This window comes from Enterobacter asburiae, from assembly GCA_011754535.1.
Taxonomy (GTDB): Bacteria; Pseudomonadota; Gammaproteobacteria; order Enterobacterales; family Enterobacteriaceae; genus Enterobacter; species Enterobacter cloacae_N.
In genome coordinates this window covers 4,397,139-4,414,949 of record JAAQVN010000001.1, presented here as the reverse complement: position 1 = coordinate 4,414,949, position 17,811 = coordinate 4,397,139, and the positions used below count along the sequence as shown (strand labels likewise).

At 57.4% G+C, this 17,811-nt stretch carries 22 protein-coding genes; 19 read left to right on the top strand and 3 right to left on the bottom strand.

Annotated features, from left to right (window positions below):
* Positions 1-131: 131 nt before the first annotated feature.
* From mdcA to mdcH, 8 genes are all read left to right on the top strand, one after another.
* Positions 132-1,787, top strand: a complete 1,656-nt coding sequence (mdcA, locus tag HBM95_21030; GenBank protein NIH45390.1) for a malonate decarboxylase subunit alpha — start codon at positions 132-134, stop codon at positions 1,785-1,787.
* Positions 1,787-2,644: a triphosphoribosyl-dephospho-CoA synthase gene (locus HBM95_21025; GenBank protein ID NIH45389.1), complete on the top strand. Its 858-nt coding sequence runs from the start codon at positions 1,787-1,789 to the stop codon at positions 2,642-2,644. The genes mdcA and HBM95_21025 overlap by 1 nt, the downstream gene beginning before the upstream one ends.
* A gap of 9 nt (positions 2,645-2,653) precedes the next feature.
* Positions 2,654-2,953, top strand: a complete 300-nt coding sequence (gene mdcC / locus HBM95_21020) for a malonate decarboxylase acyl carrier protein (GenBank protein ID NIH45388.1) — start codon at positions 2,654-2,656, stop codon at positions 2,951-2,953.
* Positions 2,946-3,779, top strand: a complete 834-nt coding sequence (locus tag HBM95_21015) for a biotin-independent malonate decarboxylase subunit beta (protein ID NIH45387.1) — start codon at positions 2,946-2,948, stop codon at positions 3,777-3,779. Before mdcC ends, HBM95_21015 begins: the two co-directional genes overlap by 8 nt.
* A complete protein-coding gene (gene mdcE / locus HBM95_21010; protein ID NIH45386.1) occupies positions 3,779-4,579 on the top strand; it encodes a biotin-independent malonate decarboxylase subunit gamma in 801 nt (266 codons plus the stop codon). Before HBM95_21015 ends, mdcE begins: the two co-directional genes overlap by 1 nt.
* Before the next feature lie 125 nt (positions 4,580-4,704).
* A complete protein-coding gene (locus HBM95_21005) occupies positions 4,705-5,664 on the top strand; it encodes an AEC family transporter (GenBank protein NIH45385.1) in 960 nt (319 codons plus the stop codon).
* Between the two features lie 2 nt (positions 5,665-5,666).
* Positions 5,667-6,284, top strand: coding sequence for a malonate decarboxylase holo-ACP synthase (locus tag HBM95_21000; protein ID NIH45384.1), 618 nt, complete (start codon positions 5,667-5,669; stop codon positions 6,282-6,284).
* Positions 6,284-7,180, top strand: coding sequence for a malonate decarboxylase subunit epsilon (gene mdcH, locus HBM95_20995; GenBank protein NIH45383.1), 897 nt, complete (start codon positions 6,284-6,286; stop codon positions 7,178-7,180). The genes HBM95_21000 and mdcH overlap by 1 nt, the downstream gene beginning before the upstream one ends.
* 41 nt (positions 7,181-7,221) lie before the next feature.
* Here mdcH and HBM95_20990 read toward each other — a convergent pair whose 3' ends face one another.
* Together HBM95_20990 and HBM95_20985 are read right to left on the bottom strand one after the other, a co-directional pair.
* A complete protein-coding gene (locus tag HBM95_20990; protein NIH45382.1) occupies positions 7,222-8,154 on the bottom strand; it encodes a LysR family transcriptional regulator in 933 nt (310 codons plus the stop codon).
* A gap of 15 nt (positions 8,155-8,169) precedes the next feature.
* Positions 8,170-10,074, bottom strand: a complete 1,905-nt coding sequence (locus tag HBM95_20985; protein NIH45381.1) for an ABC transporter ATP-binding protein — start codon at positions 10,072-10,074, stop codon at positions 8,170-8,172.
* 135 nt (positions 10,075-10,209) lie between these two features.
* Here HBM95_20985 and kefG point away from each other — a divergent pair, with 135 nt between their 5' ends.
* From kefG to slyD, 4 genes are all read left to right on the top strand, one after another.
* Positions 10,210-10,764 carry a glutathione-regulated potassium-efflux system ancillary protein KefG gene (gene kefG / locus HBM95_20980; protein ID NIH45380.1) on the top strand — a complete coding sequence of 185 codons (555 nt, stop codon included), beginning with the start codon at positions 10,210-10,212 and terminating at the stop codon, positions 10,762-10,764.
* Positions 10,764-12,569, top strand: a complete 1,806-nt coding sequence (gene kefB, locus HBM95_20975; GenBank protein NIH45379.1) for a glutathione-regulated potassium-efflux system protein KefB — start codon at positions 10,764-10,766, stop codon at positions 12,567-12,569. Before kefG ends, kefB begins: the two co-directional genes overlap by 1 nt.
* A gap of 13 nt (positions 12,570-12,582) precedes the next feature.
* Positions 12,583-12,783 (top strand): YheV family putative metal-binding protein, encoded by a 201-nt coding sequence (locus HBM95_20970; protein ID NIH45378.1) that lies wholly within the window; start codon positions 12,583-12,585, stop codon positions 12,781-12,783.
* Positions 12,784-12,877: 94 nt separating this feature from the next.
* Positions 12,878-13,462: a peptidylprolyl isomerase gene (gene slyD / locus HBM95_20965; protein NIH45377.1), complete on the top strand. Its 585-nt coding sequence runs from the start codon at positions 12,878-12,880 to the stop codon at positions 13,460-13,462.
* Between the two features lie 51 nt (positions 13,463-13,513).
* On the opposite strand, the gene HBM95_20960 is transcribed toward slyD, so the two are convergent.
* On the bottom strand, positions 13,514-13,732 hold the full coding sequence (locus HBM95_20960) for a lysis protein (protein ID NIH45376.1): 219 nt from the start codon (positions 13,730-13,732) through the stop codon (positions 13,514-13,516).
* A 238-nt stretch (positions 13,733-13,970) separates the two neighbouring features.
* Between HBM95_20960 and fkpA the strand changes: the two genes are divergently transcribed.
* The 7 genes from fkpA (at position 13,971) to rpsG (ending at position 17,786) form a co-directional block, all read left to right on the top strand.
* Positions 13,971-14,792, top strand: coding sequence for an FKBP-type peptidyl-prolyl cis-trans isomerase (fkpA, locus tag HBM95_20955; protein ID NIH45375.1), 822 nt, complete (start codon positions 13,971-13,973; stop codon positions 14,790-14,792).
* Between the two features lie 165 nt (positions 14,793-14,957).
* Positions 14,958-15,680, top strand: a complete 723-nt coding sequence (locus HBM95_20950; GenBank protein ID NIH45374.1) for a transcriptional regulator — start codon at positions 14,958-14,960, stop codon at positions 15,678-15,680.
* Positions 15,680-16,066: a sulfurtransferase complex subunit TusD gene (gene tusD / locus HBM95_20945; protein NIH45373.1), complete on the top strand. Its 387-nt coding sequence runs from the start codon at positions 15,680-15,682 to the stop codon at positions 16,064-16,066. The genes HBM95_20950 and tusD overlap by 1 nt, the downstream gene beginning before the upstream one ends.
* Positions 16,066-16,425: a sulfurtransferase complex subunit TusC gene (tusC, locus tag HBM95_20940; GenBank protein ID NIH45372.1), complete on the top strand. Its 360-nt coding sequence runs from the start codon at positions 16,066-16,068 to the stop codon at positions 16,423-16,425. Before tusD ends, tusC begins: the two co-directional genes overlap by 1 nt.
* Before the next feature lie 7 nt (positions 16,426-16,432).
* Positions 16,433-16,720, top strand: a complete 288-nt coding sequence (tusB, locus tag HBM95_20935) for a sulfurtransferase complex subunit TusB (GenBank protein ID NIH45371.1) — start codon at positions 16,433-16,435, stop codon at positions 16,718-16,720.
* Positions 16,721-16,844: 124 nt separating this feature from the next.
* A complete protein-coding gene (gene rpsL, locus HBM95_20930; protein ID NIH45370.1) occupies positions 16,845-17,219 on the top strand; it encodes a 30S ribosomal protein S12 in 375 nt (124 codons plus the stop codon).
* Positions 17,220-17,315: 96 nt separating this feature from the next.
* A complete protein-coding gene (gene rpsG, locus HBM95_20925; protein NIH45369.1) occupies positions 17,316-17,786 on the top strand; it encodes a 30S ribosomal protein S7 in 471 nt (156 codons plus the stop codon).
* Positions 17,787-17,811: the final 25 nt, after the last annotated feature.

The following is a 17,811-nucleotide window of genomic DNA, read 5'->3' as shown; positions in this document are numbered from 1 at the left end:
ATATTTACCTTGATTATTACTCTCAGGCTAATGATTCCGCCCTACGCTTAATTGATGCCTTTCTCGCCAGAGCGCAGACTTTACTCAACGTTAAGCAAATCAGAATGATGTGCTGAATCAGGAGGTTAATAATGTTATCTGGGCAAACACCCGCGCGGCAATGGAACACACGACGCAGCGAGAAAGCGCGTCGACTGGCGTCCGTACCGGTGCAGGGGAAAGTACTGCCAACCGGCGATATTGTCGGCATGCTGGAAAAACTGATCGCACCGGGCGACAAAGTCGTACTGGAGGGCAACAACCAGAAGCAGGCGGATTTTCTGTCCCGCTCGCTTGCCGAAGTGAACCCGCAAATCGTCCACGACCTGCATATGATCATGCCGAGCGTTGGCCGCAGCGAGCATCTGGATATCTTTGAAAAAGGCATCGCCCGCAAGCTGGACTTCTCCTTCTCCGGGACACAAAGCCTGCGGATCTCCCAGTTGCTGGAAGATGGTCAGCTCGAAATCGGCGCGATCCATACCTACATCGAACTGTACTCACGCCTCTATGTCGACCTTTCGCCCAACGTGGCGCTGATTGCCGGTTTTAAAGCGGATCGCAAAGGCAACCTCTACACCGGGGCGAGTACCGAAGATACCCCGGCGCTGGTGGAAGCCGCTGCGTTCCACGACGGTATCGTCATCGCACAGGTGAACGAGCTGGTGGACGACGAGTGCGATCTGCCGCGCGTAGATATTCCAGGCTCCTGGATTGACTACGTGGTCGTTGCAGACAAGCCGTTCTTCATCGAACCGCTGTTCACCCGCGACCCGCGCCTGATTAAACAGGAACATATTCTGATGGCGATGATGGCCATCAAAGGCATCTACGCGGAGCATCAGGTGCAGTCCCTGAACCACGGTATCGGCTTTAACACTGCGGCGATTGAGCTGCTGCTACCTACCTACGGCGAACAGCTCGGTCTGAAGGGCAAAATCTGTAAGCACTGGACGTTGAATCCACATCCGACGCTGATTCCGGCCATTGAAAGCGGCTGGGTCGAAAGCGTGCACTGCTTCGGCGGCGAGCTGGGGATGGAAGAGTACATCCGCGCCCGTCCGGACGTGTTCTTTACCGGTGCCGACGGCTCCATGCGTTCCAACCGCGCCTTCTGCCAGCTGGCAGGCCAGTACGCGGTGGATATGTTCATCGGCTCTACGCTGCAGGTTGACGGTTACGCCAACTCCTCAACCGTGACTCGCGGTCGTCTTTCTGGCTTCGGTGGTGCGCCAAACATGGGCCATGACCCGCATGGTCGCCGCCACGCCACGCCGGCCTGGCTGAACATGATCACCGAGCCTGACCCAATGCAGCGCGGTAAAAAACTCGTCGTGCAGATGGTGGAAACCTTCCAGGCGGGCGTGAAGCCAACCTTCGTGGAAAAACTCGATGCCGTAGACGTGGCGAAAGCCTCCGGCATGCCGCTGGCACCGGTGATGATTTACGGCGATGACGTGACGCACGTGCTGACGGAAGAGGGGATTGCCTACCTCTACCGGGCGAAAGATCTGGAAGAGCGTCGTGCCATGGTTGCCGCCGTTGCGGGGATCACCGATATCGGCCTGGGTGTGGACGCCAGGCGCGTGGCGGAACTGCGCCAGAGCGGCAAGGTGGTGTATCCGGAAGATATGGGGATCCGCCGCACCGACGCCACCCGCTCTCTGCTGGCTGCGGGCAGCGTGTCTGACCTCGTGGAGTGGTCCGGCGGTCTGTATAACCCACCTGCGAAATTCCGGAGCTGGTAATGACACTTCTGCCCCAGATTCAGGCTGAAGGCGGTGCCGAATGGCTGGCGCGAACCGCCACGCAGTGTCTGATTGACGAAGCACGTTTAAGCCCGAAACCCGGTCTGGTGGACAGTCGGGGGAACGGCGCGCACCACGATTTATCCCTTGCGCTGATGGAGCGCTCCGCGCGCAGCCTGACCCCCACGTTTCAGGCGCTGGCGCAGCAAAGCTGGCTGCGTCCGGCAGATATTGCGCTTCGACAAACCGTTGGCCGTCTTGGCCGCGAAGGCGAGAAGCAGATGATGGCGGCCACCGACGGGGTGAATACCCATCGTGGCGCGATCTGGGCGCTGGGATTGCTGGTAAGCGCGGTGGCGATGTTGGGCGGGGATGCAACTGCGCAGGCCGTCGCGAACACTGCCGCGCAGCTGGCGAAACTCCCGGACGAGGCGGCACCGAAAGTGTTCAGCAAAGGCCTGCGAGCCACGCACCGCTACCGCGTGCCGGGCGCGCGTGAAGAGGCGCAGCAGGCATTCCCGCACGTTATGCTGCGCGCATTGCCGCAGCTTCGCCTCAGCCGTCTCAACGGCAGCAGCGAAACGTACGCCAGGCTCGACGCGCTGATGGCCATCATGACCTCGCTCACCGATACCTGCGTGCTGTCCCGCGCCGGAATGGAGGGGCTGGACGCCATGCAGAGCGGTGCCCGCGCTGTACTGAACGCCGGAGGCTGTGCAACGTCCGAAGGCCAGCAGGCGCTGGCGAACCTGGACCGTCAGATGCTGGCGCTTAACGCTTCACCGGGCGGTGCTGCCGACCTGCTTGCCGCCGCGCTGTTTCTCGATCGTGTCGAAACGCCTTATTCAAAGCATTAAGAGGATGTTATGGAAAAAATTACATTGACCATGCCCGCCAGCCGCGCGTTAAGCGGCAGGGCGCTGGCAGGCGTCGTCGGCTCCGGGGATATGGAGGTGCTCTTCACCGCCGAACCGGGCCAGACCTTAATCGTTGATATCACCACCTCCGTCGACAACAGCCGTGGCCGCTGGGAGGCGCTGTTCAACCGCCTGCACACCGTCAGCAGCCTGCCTGCAGGCAAACTGACCATCCACGACTTCGGCGCGACGCCGGGCGTAGCCCGCATTCGCATCGAACAGGTTTTTGAGGGGGTGAGCCATGCGTGATGACAGCAGCTTTATCGAACTAAAAGCGCGCCAGCGCGCGCAAGCCCTGCTGGATGACGGCAGCTACCGCGAACTGCTGGATCCGTTTGAAGGCATTATCTCCCCGTGGCTTGGGCCACAGGGCATTGTCCCGCAGGCCGATGACGGCATGGTGGTGGCGAAAGGCACCATCAACGGTCAGCCTGCGGTCGTGGTCGCGATTGAAGGCGCGTTCCAGGGCGGCAGCATGGGCGAAGTGTCCGGAGCCAAAATGGCGGCGGCGCTGGAGCTGGCGGCGGAAGATAACCGCAACGGCATTCCGACTCAGGCAGTGCTGTGCCTCGAAACCGGCGGCGTGCGTCTGCAGGAGGCTAATCTCGGCCTGGCGGCGATTGCCGATATCCACGCGGCGATTGTAGACCTGCGTCGCTACACGCCCGTTATCGGGATTGTGGCCGGGACCGTGGGCTGCTTCGGCGGCATGTCCATCGCGGCGGCGCTGTGCAGCTACCTGATTGTGACCCGCGAAGCACGTCTCGGTCTGAACGGTCCGCAGGTTATCGAGCAGGAAGCGGGCATTGAAGAGTACGACTCCCGCGACCGTCCGTTTATCTGGAGCATGACCGGCGGCGAAGTGCGCTATCAAAGCAGGCTGGTGGATGCCCTGGTGGGCGACGGCGTAAACGTGGTGAAAGCCGCGATGAACGAGGCGATTGCCAAAGGCGTCCCGGCGAAACACCGCACCGATAACTACGACGATTACCTGAACCGTCTGACCAATTTCGACACCCGCAAACAGGCCGATGCCGAACAGATTAACGCGCTTTTTGCCCGGGAGGTGAAATGATGAGTAATTCAAAAAGCCGTGGCGAGCTCTGGCTGGAAACCCTCGCCCCGAACGCCAAACGTATCGAAGGGCTCTGCCCGTCCGTACAGGCGGCAGACGGCGAGCTGAACGGTGAGGCGGTGCGCTTTGTGGCCGTGGTGCCGGATGCCAACAACCACTTCCCGCGGGCGGCGAAAGGCGAAGTGGGTCTGCTGGAAGGCTGGACGCTGGCAAAAGTGGTCAGCGAAACCGTCGCGGCGGATGCCGATAAGGCCGTGAAGCGCCCGATAGTGGCGGTGATTGACGTCCCAAGCCAGGCCTATGGCCGTCGCGAAGAGGCGTTTGGTATTCATCAGGCGCTGGCGGGAGCCGCTGCTGCGTATGCTAACGCGCGCCTGGCTGGTCACCCGGTGATTGGCCTGATCGTCGGCAAGGCGATGTCCGGCGCGTTCCTGGCTCACGGCTACCAGGCCAACCGTCTGATCGCCTTCAACGACAAGGGCGTGCTGATCCACGCGATGGGCAAAGAGTCTGCGGCGCGTATCACCCTGCGTACCGTCGAGGCGCTGGAAAAACTGGCGGCGACCATTCCGCCAATGGCCTACGACATCAGCAACTACGCGACGCTGGGGCTGCTCTCCAGCCTGCTGGACATCAGCAACCCGGATGCCCCGTCCGATAACGATCTTGCTCAGGTGAAATCCACCCTGCAACAGGCCATCAGCGATGCTCGTCAGGACGCGACGCTGAAAAATCGTCTGGGGGCTGACAACCGCCGCAGCTCGGCGCTCGTACGCGAACGTATGCGAGCCAGCTGGTAAGTAAAAATAAGACCTGCCAGAGATGCAAACTCCGTGGGCGCACACGCTGCGCCCGCGTGGGAGCCTGCATCCTGAAAATAATAAACATCGCGCCAGTGCTTAAACTTTTTTACTACAGGTGATTTATGACTTACGTAATTGTTCATGCTCTTGCACCGATTTTCGTCATCATGCTGCTGGGATTCTGGGCCGGTAAGGCAAAGATGGTCGATAACAAAAATGTTTCCCTGCTGAATATCTTCGTGATGGATTTTGCACTGCCTGCCGCGCTATTCAGCGCCACCGTGCAAACCCCGTGGACCGGCATCGTGGCACAGTCGCCGCTGATCCTGGTGCTCACCCTGGCGATGTGGATTACCTATGCGGCCATCTACTTCCTCGCTACCAACGTCTTTAAGAAATCCCCGCAGGACGCAGCCGTGCTGACCCTGACGGTAGCCTTACCGAACTACGCAGCGCTTGGTCTGCCGATTCTGGGCAGCGTGCTGGGTGAAGGATCTTCTACGTCTCTGTCCGTCGCGGTCTCTATTGCCTGCGGCTCAGTGCTGATGACCCCGTTCTGCCTGCTGATCCTGGAGCGTGAGAAAGCGCGCGCCGAGGGGAATAATTCCGGCTCAACGCTCTCCATGCTGCCGGTACTGATGTGGCGCTCTATTAAGAAACCGATTGTGATGGGCCCGCTGCTGGGTGTAATTCTCTCCGCCATCGGCATCAAAATGCCGGAACTGGTGCTTGCGGCGATTAAACCGCTGGGGCTGTCCGCCACCGCTGCCGCGCTGTTCCTGACCGGGGTGATCCTTTCTGCCCGCAAGCTGCAGATCAACACCATGGTGATAACCTCCACCATCGCCAAGCTGCTGATTCAGCCAGCGATTGCCTGGGGTATTGTGCTTATCTTCGGTCTGCACGGCTCCGTGGCGATCACCGCTATCCTGATGATTGCGCTCTCCGCGGGCTTCTTCGGCGTAGTGTTCGGTAACCGCTTTGGCGTGCAGTCGCCGGATGCTGAGGCCGTGCTGCTGTTAAGCTCTGTACTGTGTATCCTGTCGCTGCCGCTGTTTATCTCGCTGACTTCAGGAATGTAATCATGACCACAACATTACGCCCGCACGACCTCATCTGGCTTACCGCGCGCGACGCGCTGGAAGGCATCACCGAATCCTGGGTGGAGGCGGCCTGGCATACTGGCCTGCCGGTAGTGGTGCGGCGTGATGTTGATAGTGAAGGCCGCATTCCCGTTGGCGTGCGCGGTCTGCGTCGCGACCAGCGTGCGGCCGGATGGGTGAAGCCGGAAAACGTGCTGCGCGTGATATCGCCTGAAGATCTGTGCGCCACCGCCGATCTGCTGCGTTCGCCGTTTGTCACCCAGCAGCCGGTTCAGGTGGCGCTGCAGCTTGCTCAGCAGGCATGGCCGTGGACGTGGGGTATTACCGGCAGCACCGGCTACGCGCTGGCGACCGGCATTCCGGTTATACATGCCGACAGCGATCTTGATCTGCTGATCCGCGCGCCGCAGCCGATTTCCCCTGATGCTTTTACCGCATGGCAGTCGCAGCTGAGCCGTGCATTGTGCCGGGCGGATACGCAGGTCGATACGCCCGAAGGAGGCTTCGCGCTGGCGGAGTGGTTGCGCGACGGAAAAACGCTGCTGAAAACTCGCCGCGGACCGCGCCTGGTGGCGGATCCGTGGCGCAGGGAGGAGTGATGAAAATATTGTTTACCTTTCCGGGACAGGGCACGCAGCATGAAGGGATGCTGCAAAAACTGCCGGGAGCGGAGCTGGAACAGGCGCGAGAGATGCTTGGCGCCGAAGTGGATACGCTGGACGGCGCAGACGCGTTAACCCATACCCGCGCGGTTCAGCTTTCGCTGCTGATTGCCGGTGTGGCCTGGGGGCGCGAGCTGGAGCGCCGTGGCGTGACGCCGGATATCGTCAGCGGGCTGTCCATCGGCGCTTATCCGGCGGCGGTTATCGCAGGCGCGCTGGACTTTTCGGACGCGCTGAAGCTGGTGGCGCTGCGCGGTGATCTGATGGAGCAGGCTTACCCGCACGGCTACGGCCTGACGGCAATCATGGGCTTAACCCTGCCGCAGGTGGAAACGCTGATTGAAGGCACCGGAACCTACATTGCCAACCTGAACGCTGAAACGCAGATCGTGATCGCCGGAAGCGATGACGGGATGGCGCAGGTGGCGGCACGCGCGCTGGCAAAAGGGGCGAGTAAGGCCAGACGGCTGGCGGTAAGCGTGCCGTCCCACTGTGAACTGCTGTCGGAACCGGCACAAAAGCTGGCGGCGGCGTTTGAGTCCGTCACGCTGGCTCGTCCACGCTGCGCCTACCTGAGCGGCAGTACCGGCCGCGTGCTCTGGCAGCCGGAAAAAATCGCTGACGATCTGGCGATGAACATGGCGCGAACCGTGCGCTGGCAGGAGGCGGTGATTTCCGCTAACGAACGTGAAGCCCGACTGGCGATTGAAATGCCGCCCGGCGGCGTACTGACCTGCCTGACGCGGCAGGCTGCGTGGGAAGGAGAGACCATTTCGCTGGAGCGCAGCGGGGTGGACGTGGCGGTGCATCTGGCGAAGCGACTTCGTGCGTGAGTTTTTAGCCCGGTAAGGCGCAGCCGCCACCGGGCAATATATCAGACACTTTCCTGCAAGCTGCGCGCATACATCCGCCCCTCGGCGGCCAATGCCCGCAGGCTCGGATCATGCTCACGGTTGCGGGCAAAGACAATCGCGATCAGCTGCTGCATCTGGTACGGCTCCGCCAGCTTGAGGAGTTGCACGGAATTCTCGTACACCTTCTTCATCCTGCCCGGCATCAGCGTAAAACCAACGCCAGCCTGCACCAGGCTCAGCATCGAGAAAATGTCATTCACCCGGGTAACAATCTCCGGTTCGAACCCGGCGATATGAAACGCTTCCTGAAACCCTGCATACGTGGCGAACCCTTCTGCAAGAGCGACAAATTTCTGGTCTTTGTAATCACGCAGATCCGCGGGGCCGCGGGTATTCAGCGTGGCGGAAGCCGGTGCAGCAAGGAAGATGTCGTCATGGAATAGCGGCAGCACTTCGAGGCTGTTACGGTCGATGTCGCTTTCGGAAATGGAGATAAGAATCGCGTCCAGCGAGCCTTCGTCCAGCATGTGTAGCAGGGTGTCGTTGGAGCCCATCGTCAGATCCATTTCGAGATCGGGACGGCGCAGCTTCATACCCATAATAAGACGCGGCACGGTTTCCAGCGTCAGCGAGTAGAGCGTGCCCACGCGCAGCCGCCCCTGACCAACACCGGCAATTTTGCGGGACTCTTCCAGCCCGCGCTCCATCACCTGCATCACCTCCTGACAATACTCCAGCAGCGTCCAGGCGGAGGGGAGTGCAATCAGGTTACGCCCCTTATGGGTAAAGAGGGGGCAGCGCACGTTCTCTTCCAGGGTGTGCAGCGCGCGGTGTACGCTGACGCCGCTCAGGCCCAGCGTTTCGGCGGTCCGCGCGATGTTCCCCTTCTCCATGAAGGTCATGAAGATGCTGAGCTTACGGAATGTAATGTCGCACGTGGTATCGAAACGCATAACCCTCCCGATGGTTTAATCTGCCTGCAGCATCGCTTCCAGCTGTTCCTGCGCGTCCAGCCACGCCATCTCGCACGCTTCGAGGCTCGATTTAGTCTTCGCCTGCGTTTGCAGGCAGTCCGTCAGTTCAGCTTTTCGGCTCTGGTCATACAGACCGCTGTCGCCGAGCTTCTCTTCAACGGTGGCAAGCGTGGCGTTGAGCTTTTCCATCTCTTTTTCGAGACGGGCAATCTCTTTACGCAGCGGCTGGGTCTGGGTGCGCAGCTCCGCTTCGCGGCGCTTTTGGTCTTTACGCGACTGCGCGCTGTTGGCGTTGTCTTTGGCTGACTCTTCCGGCTGGTTTTCCTGCTTCTGCACGTCCGTCAGCCACTGCTGGTAGTCTTCCAGATCGCCGTCGAACGGTTCGACTTTGCCGCCGTGTACCAGATAAAGATCGTCCGTGGTGGAGCGGATCAGGTGACGGTCGTGCGAAACCACAACCAGCGCGCCTTCGAACTCGATCAGCGCTTCGGTCAGGGCCTGGCGCATGTCGAGATCCAGGTGGTTGGTCGGTTCATCGAGCAGCAGCAGGTTGGGCCGCTGCCAGACGATCAGCGCCAGCACCAGACGGGCTTTTTCGCCGCCGGAGAAACGCTCGGTGTTTTCGGTCACCTTATCGCCCTGGAAACCGAAGCCGCCGAGGTAATCGCGCAGCTTCTGCTCCATCTCCTGCGGCGCCAGACGCGCGAGGTGCTGAATCGGGGATTCATCCGCGCGTAAAAATTCCAGCTGATGCTGGGCGAAGTAGCCCAGCTTGATGCCCTTCGCCAGCCCGATTTCACCGCTGACCGGGTTAAGCTCGCCGGCCAGCAGTTTGATGAGCGTTGATTTACCTGCGCCATTACGCCCCAGCAGGCCAATGCGCGAACCCGGCACCAGGTTGAGCTTGATGGAGTCGAGGATGGTGCGCTCCCCATAGCCCGCGCTGACCTTTTCCATCTTCAGCAGCGGATTAGGCAGGCTTTCCGGCGCGCGGAAGCTGAAGTGGAACGGGTTATCCACGTGTGCCGGGGCAATCATTTCCATGCGTTCCAGCATCTTGATGCGGCTCTGGGCCTGCTTGGCTTTTGAGGCTTTGGCCTTGAAGCGATCCACAAAGCTCTGCAGATGCGCCACGCGCTGCTGCTGGCTTTCATACATTGACTGCTGCTGGGCAAGGCGCGTCGCGCGCTGGCGCTCAAAGGAGCTGTAGTTGCCGGTGTACTCGAACATCGTTTGCTGTTCGATATGAATGATTTTATCCACCACCGGGTCAAGGAAGTCGCGGTCATGGGAGATGAGAATCAGAGTGCCCTGATAGCTCTTGAGCCACTTCTCCAGCCAAATAACCGCATCGAGATCGAGGTGGTTAGTGGGTTCATCGAGCAGCAGCAGGTCAGAGCGGCAGATCAGCGCCTGCGCCAGGTTGAGGCGCATGCGCCAGCCGCCGGAGAAATCGCTGACCGGACGTTCAAGCTGTTCGTTGCTGAAGCCCAGTCCGTGCAGCAGGCTGGAGGCGCGGGAGCGAATTGTCCATGCGTCAATGGCGTCCAGCTTGCCGTGAACGGTAGCGATGGCGTGACCGTCGTTGCGCTCGTTCGCGGCGTTGAGTTCCGCTTCGAGCTTACGGTATTCACGGTCGCCGTCGATAACATAGTCGAGCGCCGGTTCGCTCAGGGCGGGCGTCTCCTGGTTCACCCAGGCGAGCTGCCAGTTTCCCGGATAAGTAAAGCTTCCGCCATCTGCGCTAATCTCGTTTTTCAGCAGCGCCAGCAGGGTGGATTTACCGCAGCCGTTTTTGCCGACCAGACCCACTTTCTGGCCCGGGTTGATGGTAGCAGTGGCGTTATCCAGCAGGACGCGCACGCCGCGACGAATTTGTAACGAGGAGAAAACAATCATAGAAGCGCCGTATGTTCCGACTATGTTAATTTGTCATTATGATAATGTAAGGTGTGGGCCGTTTTCCGCACCGGGCCGCCATGGTAGCCCAAAACAACGACGATACACAAAAACAGAAACAAGACCGGGAGGGGAATGATGTCTCAGACAGCAAAAGTGCTGCTGCTGTATGCCCATCCGGAATCTCAGGACTCGGTGGCAAACCGGGTGCTGCTTAAGCCGGCCACACAGCTCAGTAACGTAACGGTGCACGATCTCTACGCGCACTATCCTGATTTCTTTATTGATATTCCTTACGAGCAGGAACTGCTGCGTCAGCATGACGTGATCGTGTTCCAGCATCCGCTTTATACCTATAGCTGCCCGGCGCTGCTGAAAGAGTGGCTGGACCGCGTGCTGAGCCGGGGTTTCTCCAGCGGGGTGGGGGGCAACCAACTGGCGGGAAAGTACTGGCGCAGTGTGATCACCACCGGTGAACCCGAAAGCGCTTACCGTCACGACGGGCTGAACCGCTATCCGATGAGCGATATCCTGCGGCCTTTCGAGCTGACTGCGGCCATGTGCCGCATGCACTGGATGAGTCCGATTATTGTCTACTGGGCACGGCGTCAGGATCCGAAAGAACTGGCAAGCCACGCCAGAGCCTACGGCGAATGGCTGGCATCACCGATTCCGGCAGGAGGTCGTTAATGGAAGGATCGAATTTGCTCCTCGCCGGGGTGCTGTTTTTATTTGCGGCCGTTGTCGCGGTGCCGCTTGCCGCTCGTATCGGCATCGGGGCGGTGCTGGGGTATTTGCTCGCGGGGATCGCCATTGGCCCCTGGGGGCTGGGTTTCATCAGCGACGTGGATGAAATACTCCATTTCTCGGAGCTCGGCGTGGTGTTCCTGATGTTCATCATCGGCCTCGAACTGAACCCCTCGAAGCTGTGGCAGCTTCGACGCTCTATCTTTGGCGTGGGCGCCGCGCAGGTGCTTTTCAGCGCCGCGATTCTGGCTGGCTTGCTCATGTTGACCCATTTTTCCTGGCAGGCGGCGGTCATCGGCGGGATAGGCCTTGCCATGTCGTCGACGGCGATGGCGCTGCAGCTGATGCGCGACAAGGGAATGAACCGCAATGAAGCCGGACAGCTGGGCTTTTCGGTCCTGCTGTTTCAGGATTTAGCGGTGATCCCGGCGCTGGCGCTGGTGCCGCTGCTGGCGGGCTCGGGTGACGATCACTTCGACTGGGCAAAAATTTCCATGAAGGTGCTGGCCTTCGCGGGCATGCTGATTGGCGGACGTTTCCTGTTACGTCCGGTGTTCCGCTTTATTGCTGCCTCGGGCGTGCGCGAGGTATTTACCGCGGCGACGCTGCTGCTGGTGCTCGGCTCGGCGCTGTTTATGGACGCGCTGGGGCTGTCGATGGCGCTGGGTACCTTTATCGCCGGGGTGCTGCTTGCGGAGAGCGAATATCGTCACGAACTGGAAATTGCCATCGATCCCTTTAAAGGACTGCTGTTAGGCCTGTTCTTTATTTCTGTGGGAATGGCGCTCAATCTTGGCGTGCTCTATACCCATCTGTTGTGGGTCATTGTTAGCGTCGCCATTCTGGTGGCGGTGAAGACGCTGGTACTGTACGTCATGGCGCGTATCTACGGCCTGCGCAGTTCAGAACGCATGCAGTTTGCCAGCGTGTTGAGTCAGGGAGGCGAGTTCGCGTTCGTGCTGTTTTCTACCGCCTCCTCACAGAAGCTGTTTAAAGACGACCAGATGGCGCTGCTGCTGGTAACGGTGACACTGTCGATGATGACCACGCCGCTGCTGATGAAGATGGTGGATAAACTCCTGTCGCGGCGCCTGAATCCGGCAGACGATGAAGATGAAGCGCCGTGGGTGGAAGACGATAAGCCGCAGGTTATTGTCGTGGGCTTTGGCCGCTTCGGGCAGGTGATTGGCCGCCTGTTGATGGCGAACAAAATGCGTATTACGGTGCTGGAGCGCGATATCAGCGCGGTTAACCTGATGCGTAAATATGGCTATAAGGTCTATTACGGCGATGCGACCCAACTTGAGCTTCTGCGCTCGGCCGGGGCGGAAGCCGCAGAGTCTATCGTCATCACCTGCAACGATCCGGAAGATACGATGAAGCTGGTGGAACTGTGTCAGCAGCACTTTCCGCATCTGCATATTCTGGCGCGTGCCCGGGGACGTGTTGAAGCTCACGAATTGTTGCAGGCGGGTGTGAAACACTTCTCACGCGAGACGTTCTCCAGTGCGCTGGAACTGGGGCGCAAGGCGTTAATTTCCCTGGGGATGCATCCTCACCAGGCGCAGCGCGCCCAGATGCATTTCCGCCGGCTGGATATGAGAATGCTGCGTGAGCTGATGCCGGTACATACCGATACGGCGCAGATCTCACGCGTGCGGGAAGCGCGTCGCGAGCTGGAGGAGATCTTCCAGAGAGAGATGCAGCAGGAACGACGCCAGCTCGACGGCTGGGATGAATTTGAATAAAGGGGAACGAAAGATGGCTGTACGTAAACGCTTTATCGCGGGTGCAAAGTGCCCATCCTGCCAGGCGCAAGATACCCTGGCGATGTGGCGGGAAAATAATATTGATGTTGTTGAGTGTGTTAAGTGCGGTCACCAGATGCGTGAGGCCGACAAAGAAGCACGCGATCACGTTCGCAAAGAAGAGCAAATGATCGGCATTTTTCATCCAGACTAGCGATATGCTCTGAGTTTTTTTAAGCTTAAGGGTACACGGGTGCAGATTTCCGCTACAATCTGCGCCAGCAATTTTCCCACGCTCAGGAGATATCATGAAAGTAGCAAAAGACCTGGTGGTCAGCCTGGCCTATCAGGTACGTACAGAAGACGGTGTGTTGGTTGATGAGTCTCCGGTGAGTGCGCCGCTGGACTACCTGCATGGTCACGGTTCCCTGATTTCCGGCCTGGAAACTGCGCTGGAAGGTCATGAAGTTGGCGACAAATTTGACGTTGCTGTAGGCGCGAACGACGCTTACGGTCAGTATGACGACAACCTGGTTCAGCGCGTTCCTAAAGACGTGTTCATGGGCGTTGACGAGCTGCAGGTTGGCATGCGCTTCCTGGCTGAAACTGACCAGGGTCCGGTTCCTGTTGAAATCACTGAAGTTGAAGACGACCACGTTGTGGTTGACGGCAACCACATGCTGGCTGGCCAGAACCTGAAGTTCAACGTAGAAGTTGTTGCGATCCGTGAAGCGACCGAAGAAGAGCTGGCTCATGGCCACGTTCACGGTGCGCACGGTCACGACCACGATCACGATCACGGCCACGACGGCTGCTGCGGTGGTCACGGCCACGACCATGGTCATGACCATGGTAAAGGTGGTTGCGGTAACGGCGGCTGCGGTTGCCACTAATTCCGTCATGCGGAAAATAAAAAAGCGGGATAATCCCGCTTTTTTTACGCATCAATAATGAGGTGGTGGCGTCTCTTCTGACTGCGAGGCAATGTTTGACGGCTGCGTCGCCTTCAGCTTTTCCGTCAGCAGGCGCATATGATCCCGCAGTTTCGCCATTTCAAGTTCGTGCGCGGTCACGGTCTGGTTAAGCTCTTCGATGGTGATGTCCTGAAAAGCCAGGCGGCTTTCCAGCTCAGCCATTCTCGCTTCTATCGTTGTATCCTTCATCATTCACCTCGTTTATATCTGATATGCCATATTGGCCCAGCGGCGGCGCAGTTTAACTGAGTTTATCCTTAAGTACAGTCTCTATACCGTTGGCAAGAAACTTATTTAAACAAAAATAGTCTGAAAAGTGGCGAGAATTGGAAGTGTCTGTCTGTAGATTTCTTCCGCAACGTTTTATAGTACGTCACTCATTTACGTTTAACGCTGGGGTGAGAGTCCCCAGGCCCTGGAGATATGGATGAAATCACTGTTTAAAGTAACGCTGCTGGCGACGACGATGGCTGTTGCACTGAACGCGCCGCTGTCATTCGCTGCTGATACTGCTGCGAAGCCTGCTGCCACTGCAGACAGCAAAGCGGCGTTCAAAAATGACGACCAGAAATCCGCCTACGCACTGGGCGCATCTTTGGGCCGTTACATGGAAAACTCTCTGAAAGAACAAGAGAAACTGGGCATCAAACTGGATAAAACCCAGCTGATCGCGGGTGTTCAGGACGCCTTTGCTGATAAGAGCAAGCTCTCTGACCAGGAAATCGAACAGACCCTGCAGGCGTTCGAAGCGCGCGTGAAGGGTGCCGCTCAGACCAAGATGGAAGCGGACGCTAAAGACAACGAAGCGAAAGGCAAAGCCTACCGCGATACCTTTGCTAAAGAGAAGGGTGTGAAAACCTCTTCTACTGGCCTGGTGTATAAAGTTGAGAAAGAAGGTACCGGTGATGCGCCTAAAGACAGCGACACCGTTGTGGTGAACTACAAAGGTACGCTGATCGACGGTAAAGAGTTCGACAACTCTTACACTCGTGGTGAGCCTCTTTCCTTCCGTCTTGACGGTGTGATCCCTGGCTGGACTGAAGGCCTGAAAAACATCAAAAAAGGCGGCAAAATCAAGCTGGTTATCCCACCGGATCTGGCCTATGGCAAAACTGGCGTTCCGGGTATCCCGGCTAACTCCACTCTGGTCTTCGACGTAGAGCTGCTGGACATCAAACCAGCGCCGAAAGCGGATGCGAAACCGGAAGCGCAGGCAGATCAGAAAGCTGCGACAGACGCGAAGAAGTAATGTGATGCAAACCGCCGCCTTTTAAGGCGGCGGTTTTTTATTGTGGGGCAGATATAATTAACACTGGAAAGCGTTAGGCACGCTGTATTAATTTAGTTGTCCGTGTAGATAATGAGCCTGCCCTGAAAACCTAACGACAGGCTCCTGAAAAGGAGTGTTTTTTTCATGTCCAGGTCGCTTTTAACCAACGAAACCAGTGAACTTGATTTGCTGGATCAACGTCCTTTTGACCAGACCGACTTCGATATTTTGAAATCCTATGAAGCGGTAGTGGACGGGTTAGCGATGCTCATTGGTTCCCACTGCGAAATCGTATTGCACTCCCTGCAAGATCTGAAGTGTTCCGCCATCCGCATTGCTAATGGTGAGCATACCGGCCGTAAAATTGGTTCGCCAATTACCGACCTTGCATTGCGTATGTTGCATGACATGACCGGCGCGGACAGCAGCGTCTCAAAATGTTATTTCACCCGCGCCAAAAGCGGCGTGCTGATGAAATCAGAAACCATCGCGATTCGAAATCGCGAGCATCGTGTGATTGGGCTGCTGTGCATCAACATGAACCTTGATGTGCCTTTCTCCCAGATCATGAGCACCTTTATTCCGCCAGAAACGCCAGACGTCGGCTCTTCTGTTAACTTTGCCTCCTCCGTTGAAGATCTTGTGACGCAGACGCTTGAGTTCACCATTGAAGAGGTCAATGCCGACCGCAACGTATCGAACAACGCCAAGAATCGCCAGATCGTTCTCAATCTCTACGAGAAAGGGATTTTTGATATTAAAGATGCCATCAACCAGGTGGCCGATCGTCTGAACATCTCAAAGCATACGGTTTACCTCTACATCCGTCAGTTCAAAAGCGGCGATTTCGTGGGGCAAGATAAGTAATGCGTTTTGCGTTAATGGTAACGGGCCCCGCGTATGGGACTCAGCAGGCCAGCAGCGCGCTGCAGTTTGCGCATGCGCTGCTGGCGGCCGGACACCAACTGGCGAGCGTCTTCTTCTATCGGGAAGGGGTGTATAACGCGAACCAATTTACGTCACCGGCGAGTGACGAGTTTGACTTGGTCCGCGCCTGGCAGGCGTTAAATGAAAAGCAGGGCGTAGAGCTGCATATCTGCGTAGCGGCGGCGCTGCGTCGCGGCGTGACGGATACAGCCGAAGCCGAACGCCTGGGGTTATCGGGCACTAACCTGCAGCCTGGTTTTTCGTTGAGTGGTCTGGGCGCATTGGCCCAGGCGGCGTTAACCTGCGACAGAGTGGTGCAATTCTGATGAAGCGTGTGGCATTTGTTTTTACTTCTGCGCCGCACGGCAGCGCCTCTGGCCGCGAAGGACTGGATGCGCTGCTTGCGACATCGGCATTGACAGAAGATATCGGTGTCTTCTTTATGGGGGACGGCGTGCTTCAGCTTTTGGCGGGCCAACAGCCGCAGGCCATTCTGGCACGCGACTACATTTCCACCTTCAAAGTGCTGCCGCTTTACGATATTGAAACCTGCTATGTCTGTGCCGACTCTCTAACGGTACGCGGTTTAAGCGATAAGACGCCTTTTGTGCTGGATGTGACGACCTTACCTGCCGCAGCACTGCGTGAACAGCTTTCCCACTACGACACCATTCTGACTTTCTGAGGCTTCCATGCTCCATATTCTCAGCCATTCACCATGGCAATGTGATATCGACACGTTGTTGAGCATGCTGCGCGAAGGTGACGATCTGCTGCTGATTCAGGATGGCGTGCTCGCTGCGCTTGAAGGCGGCCGTTTCGTTGAAATTCTCACGAATGCCCCCATAACTGTCTCTGCGCTGAAGGACGATCTGGATGCGCGGGGTCTTTCTGGTCAAATTTCAGCCAAAATTGACGTGGTTGGCTATACTGATTTCGTCAATCTTACTGTGACGCACGCCAGTCAAATGAACTGGTGATTTGAGATCGCTGTATATTTCTTGACACCTTTTCGACGTAGCCCTAAAATTTCGCGTCCTCATATTGTATGAGGTCGTTTTATTACGTGTTTACGAAGCAAAAGCTAAAACCAGGAGCTATTTAATGGCAACAGTTAACCAGCTGGTACGCAAACCACGTGCACGCAAAGTTGCAAAAAGCAACGTGCCTGCGCTGGAAGCCTGCCCGCAGAAACGTGGCGTATGTACTCGTGTATATACCACCACTCCTAAAAAACCAAACTCCGCACTGCGTAAAGTATGCCGTGTGCGTTTGACTAACGGTTTCGAAGTGACTTCCTACATCGGTGGTGAAGGTCACAACCTGCAGGAGCACTCCGTGATCCTGATCCGTGGCGGTCGTGTTAAAGACCTTCCGGGTGTTCGTTACCACACCGTTCGTGGTGCGCTGGACTGCTCAGGTGTTAAAGACCGTAAGCAGGCTCGCTCCAAGTACGGCGTGAAGCGTCCTAAGGCTTAATGGTTCTCCGTTAAGTAAGGCCAAACTGATTTATCTTAATGTCAAACTAAACTCGTAGAGTTTTGGACAATCCTGAATTAACAACGGAGTATTCCCATGCCACGTCGTCGCGTCATTGGTCAGCGTAAAATTCTTCCAGATCCGAAGTTCGGATCAGAACTGCTGGCAAAATTTGTAAATATCCTGATGGTAGATGGTAAAAAATCTACTGCAGAAGCAATCGTATACAGCGCGCTGGAGACCCTGGCTCAGCGTTCTGGTAAAAATGAACTGGAAGCTTTCGAAGTCGCTCTCGACAACGTTCGCCCAACTGTAGAAGTTAAGTCCCGCCGCGTTGGTGGTTCTACTTATCAGGTTCCAGTTGAAGTTCGTCCGGTTCGTCGTAATGCCCTGGCAATGCGTTGGATCGTTGAAGCTGCTCGTAAACGCGGTGATAAATCCATGGCTCTGCGTCTGGCGAACGAACTTTCTGATGCTGCAGAAAACAAAGGTACTGCAGTTAAGAAACGTGAAGACGTTCACCGTATGGCAGAAGCCAACAAGGCGTTCGCACACTACCGTTGGTAATCCCTTCGGAGTATTAGTCACCAGG

Coding starts and splice junctions, on each gene's coding strand:
- mdcA (NIH45390.1), top strand. CDS start 132: ATGTTATCTGGGCAAACACCCGCGCGGCAATGGAACACACGACGCAGC.
- HBM95_21025 (NIH45389.1), top strand. CDS start 1,787: ATGACACTTCTGCCCCAGATTCAGGCTGAAGGCGGTGCCGAATGGCTG.
- mdcC (NIH45388.1), top strand. CDS start 2,654: ATGGAAAAAATTACATTGACCATGCCCGCCAGCCGCGCGTTAAGCGGC.
- HBM95_21015 (NIH45387.1), top strand. CDS start 2,946: ATGCGTGATGACAGCAGCTTTATCGAACTAAAAGCGCGCCAGCGCGCG.
- mdcE (NIH45386.1), top strand. CDS start 3,779: ATGAGTAATTCAAAAAGCCGTGGCGAGCTCTGGCTGGAAACCCTCGCC.
- HBM95_21005 (NIH45385.1), top strand. CDS start 4,705: ATGACTTACGTAATTGTTCATGCTCTTGCACCGATTTTCGTCATCATG.
- HBM95_21000 (NIH45384.1), top strand. CDS start 5,667: ATGACCACAACATTACGCCCGCACGACCTCATCTGGCTTACCGCGCGC.
- mdcH (NIH45383.1), top strand. CDS start 6,284: ATGAAAATATTGTTTACCTTTCCGGGACAGGGCACGCAGCATGAAGGG.
- HBM95_20990 (NIH45382.1), bottom strand. CDS start 8,154: ATGCGTTTCGATACCACGTGCGACATTACATTCCGTAAGCTCAGCATC.
- HBM95_20985 (NIH45381.1), bottom strand. CDS start 10,074: ATGATTGTTTTCTCCTCGTTACAAATTCGTCGCGGCGTGCGCGTCCTG.
- kefG (NIH45380.1), top strand. CDS start 10,210: ATGATGTCTCAGACAGCAAAAGTGCTGCTGCTGTATGCCCATCCGGAA.
- kefB (NIH45379.1), top strand. CDS start 10,764: ATGGAAGGATCGAATTTGCTCCTCGCCGGGGTGCTGTTTTTATTTGCG.
- HBM95_20970 (NIH45378.1), top strand. CDS start 12,583: ATGGCTGTACGTAAACGCTTTATCGCGGGTGCAAAGTGCCCATCCTGC.
- slyD (NIH45377.1), top strand. CDS start 12,878: ATGAAAGTAGCAAAAGACCTGGTGGTCAGCCTGGCCTATCAGGTACGT.
- HBM95_20960 (NIH45376.1), bottom strand. CDS start 13,732: ATGAAGGATACAACGATAGAAGCGAGAATGGCTGAGCTGGAAAGCCGC.
- fkpA (NIH45375.1), top strand. CDS start 13,971: ATGAAATCACTGTTTAAAGTAACGCTGCTGGCGACGACGATGGCTGTT.
- HBM95_20950 (NIH45374.1), top strand. CDS start 14,958: ATGTCCAGGTCGCTTTTAACCAACGAAACCAGTGAACTTGATTTGCTG.
- tusD (NIH45373.1), top strand. CDS start 15,680: ATGCGTTTTGCGTTAATGGTAACGGGCCCCGCGTATGGGACTCAGCAG.
- tusC (NIH45372.1), top strand. CDS start 16,066: ATGAAGCGTGTGGCATTTGTTTTTACTTCTGCGCCGCACGGCAGCGCC.
- tusB (NIH45371.1), top strand. CDS start 16,433: ATGCTCCATATTCTCAGCCATTCACCATGGCAATGTGATATCGACACG.
- rpsL (NIH45370.1), top strand. CDS start 16,845: ATGGCAACAGTTAACCAGCTGGTACGCAAACCACGTGCACGCAAAGTT.
- rpsG (NIH45369.1), top strand. CDS start 17,316: ATGCCACGTCGTCGCGTCATTGGTCAGCGTAAAATTCTTCCAGATCCG.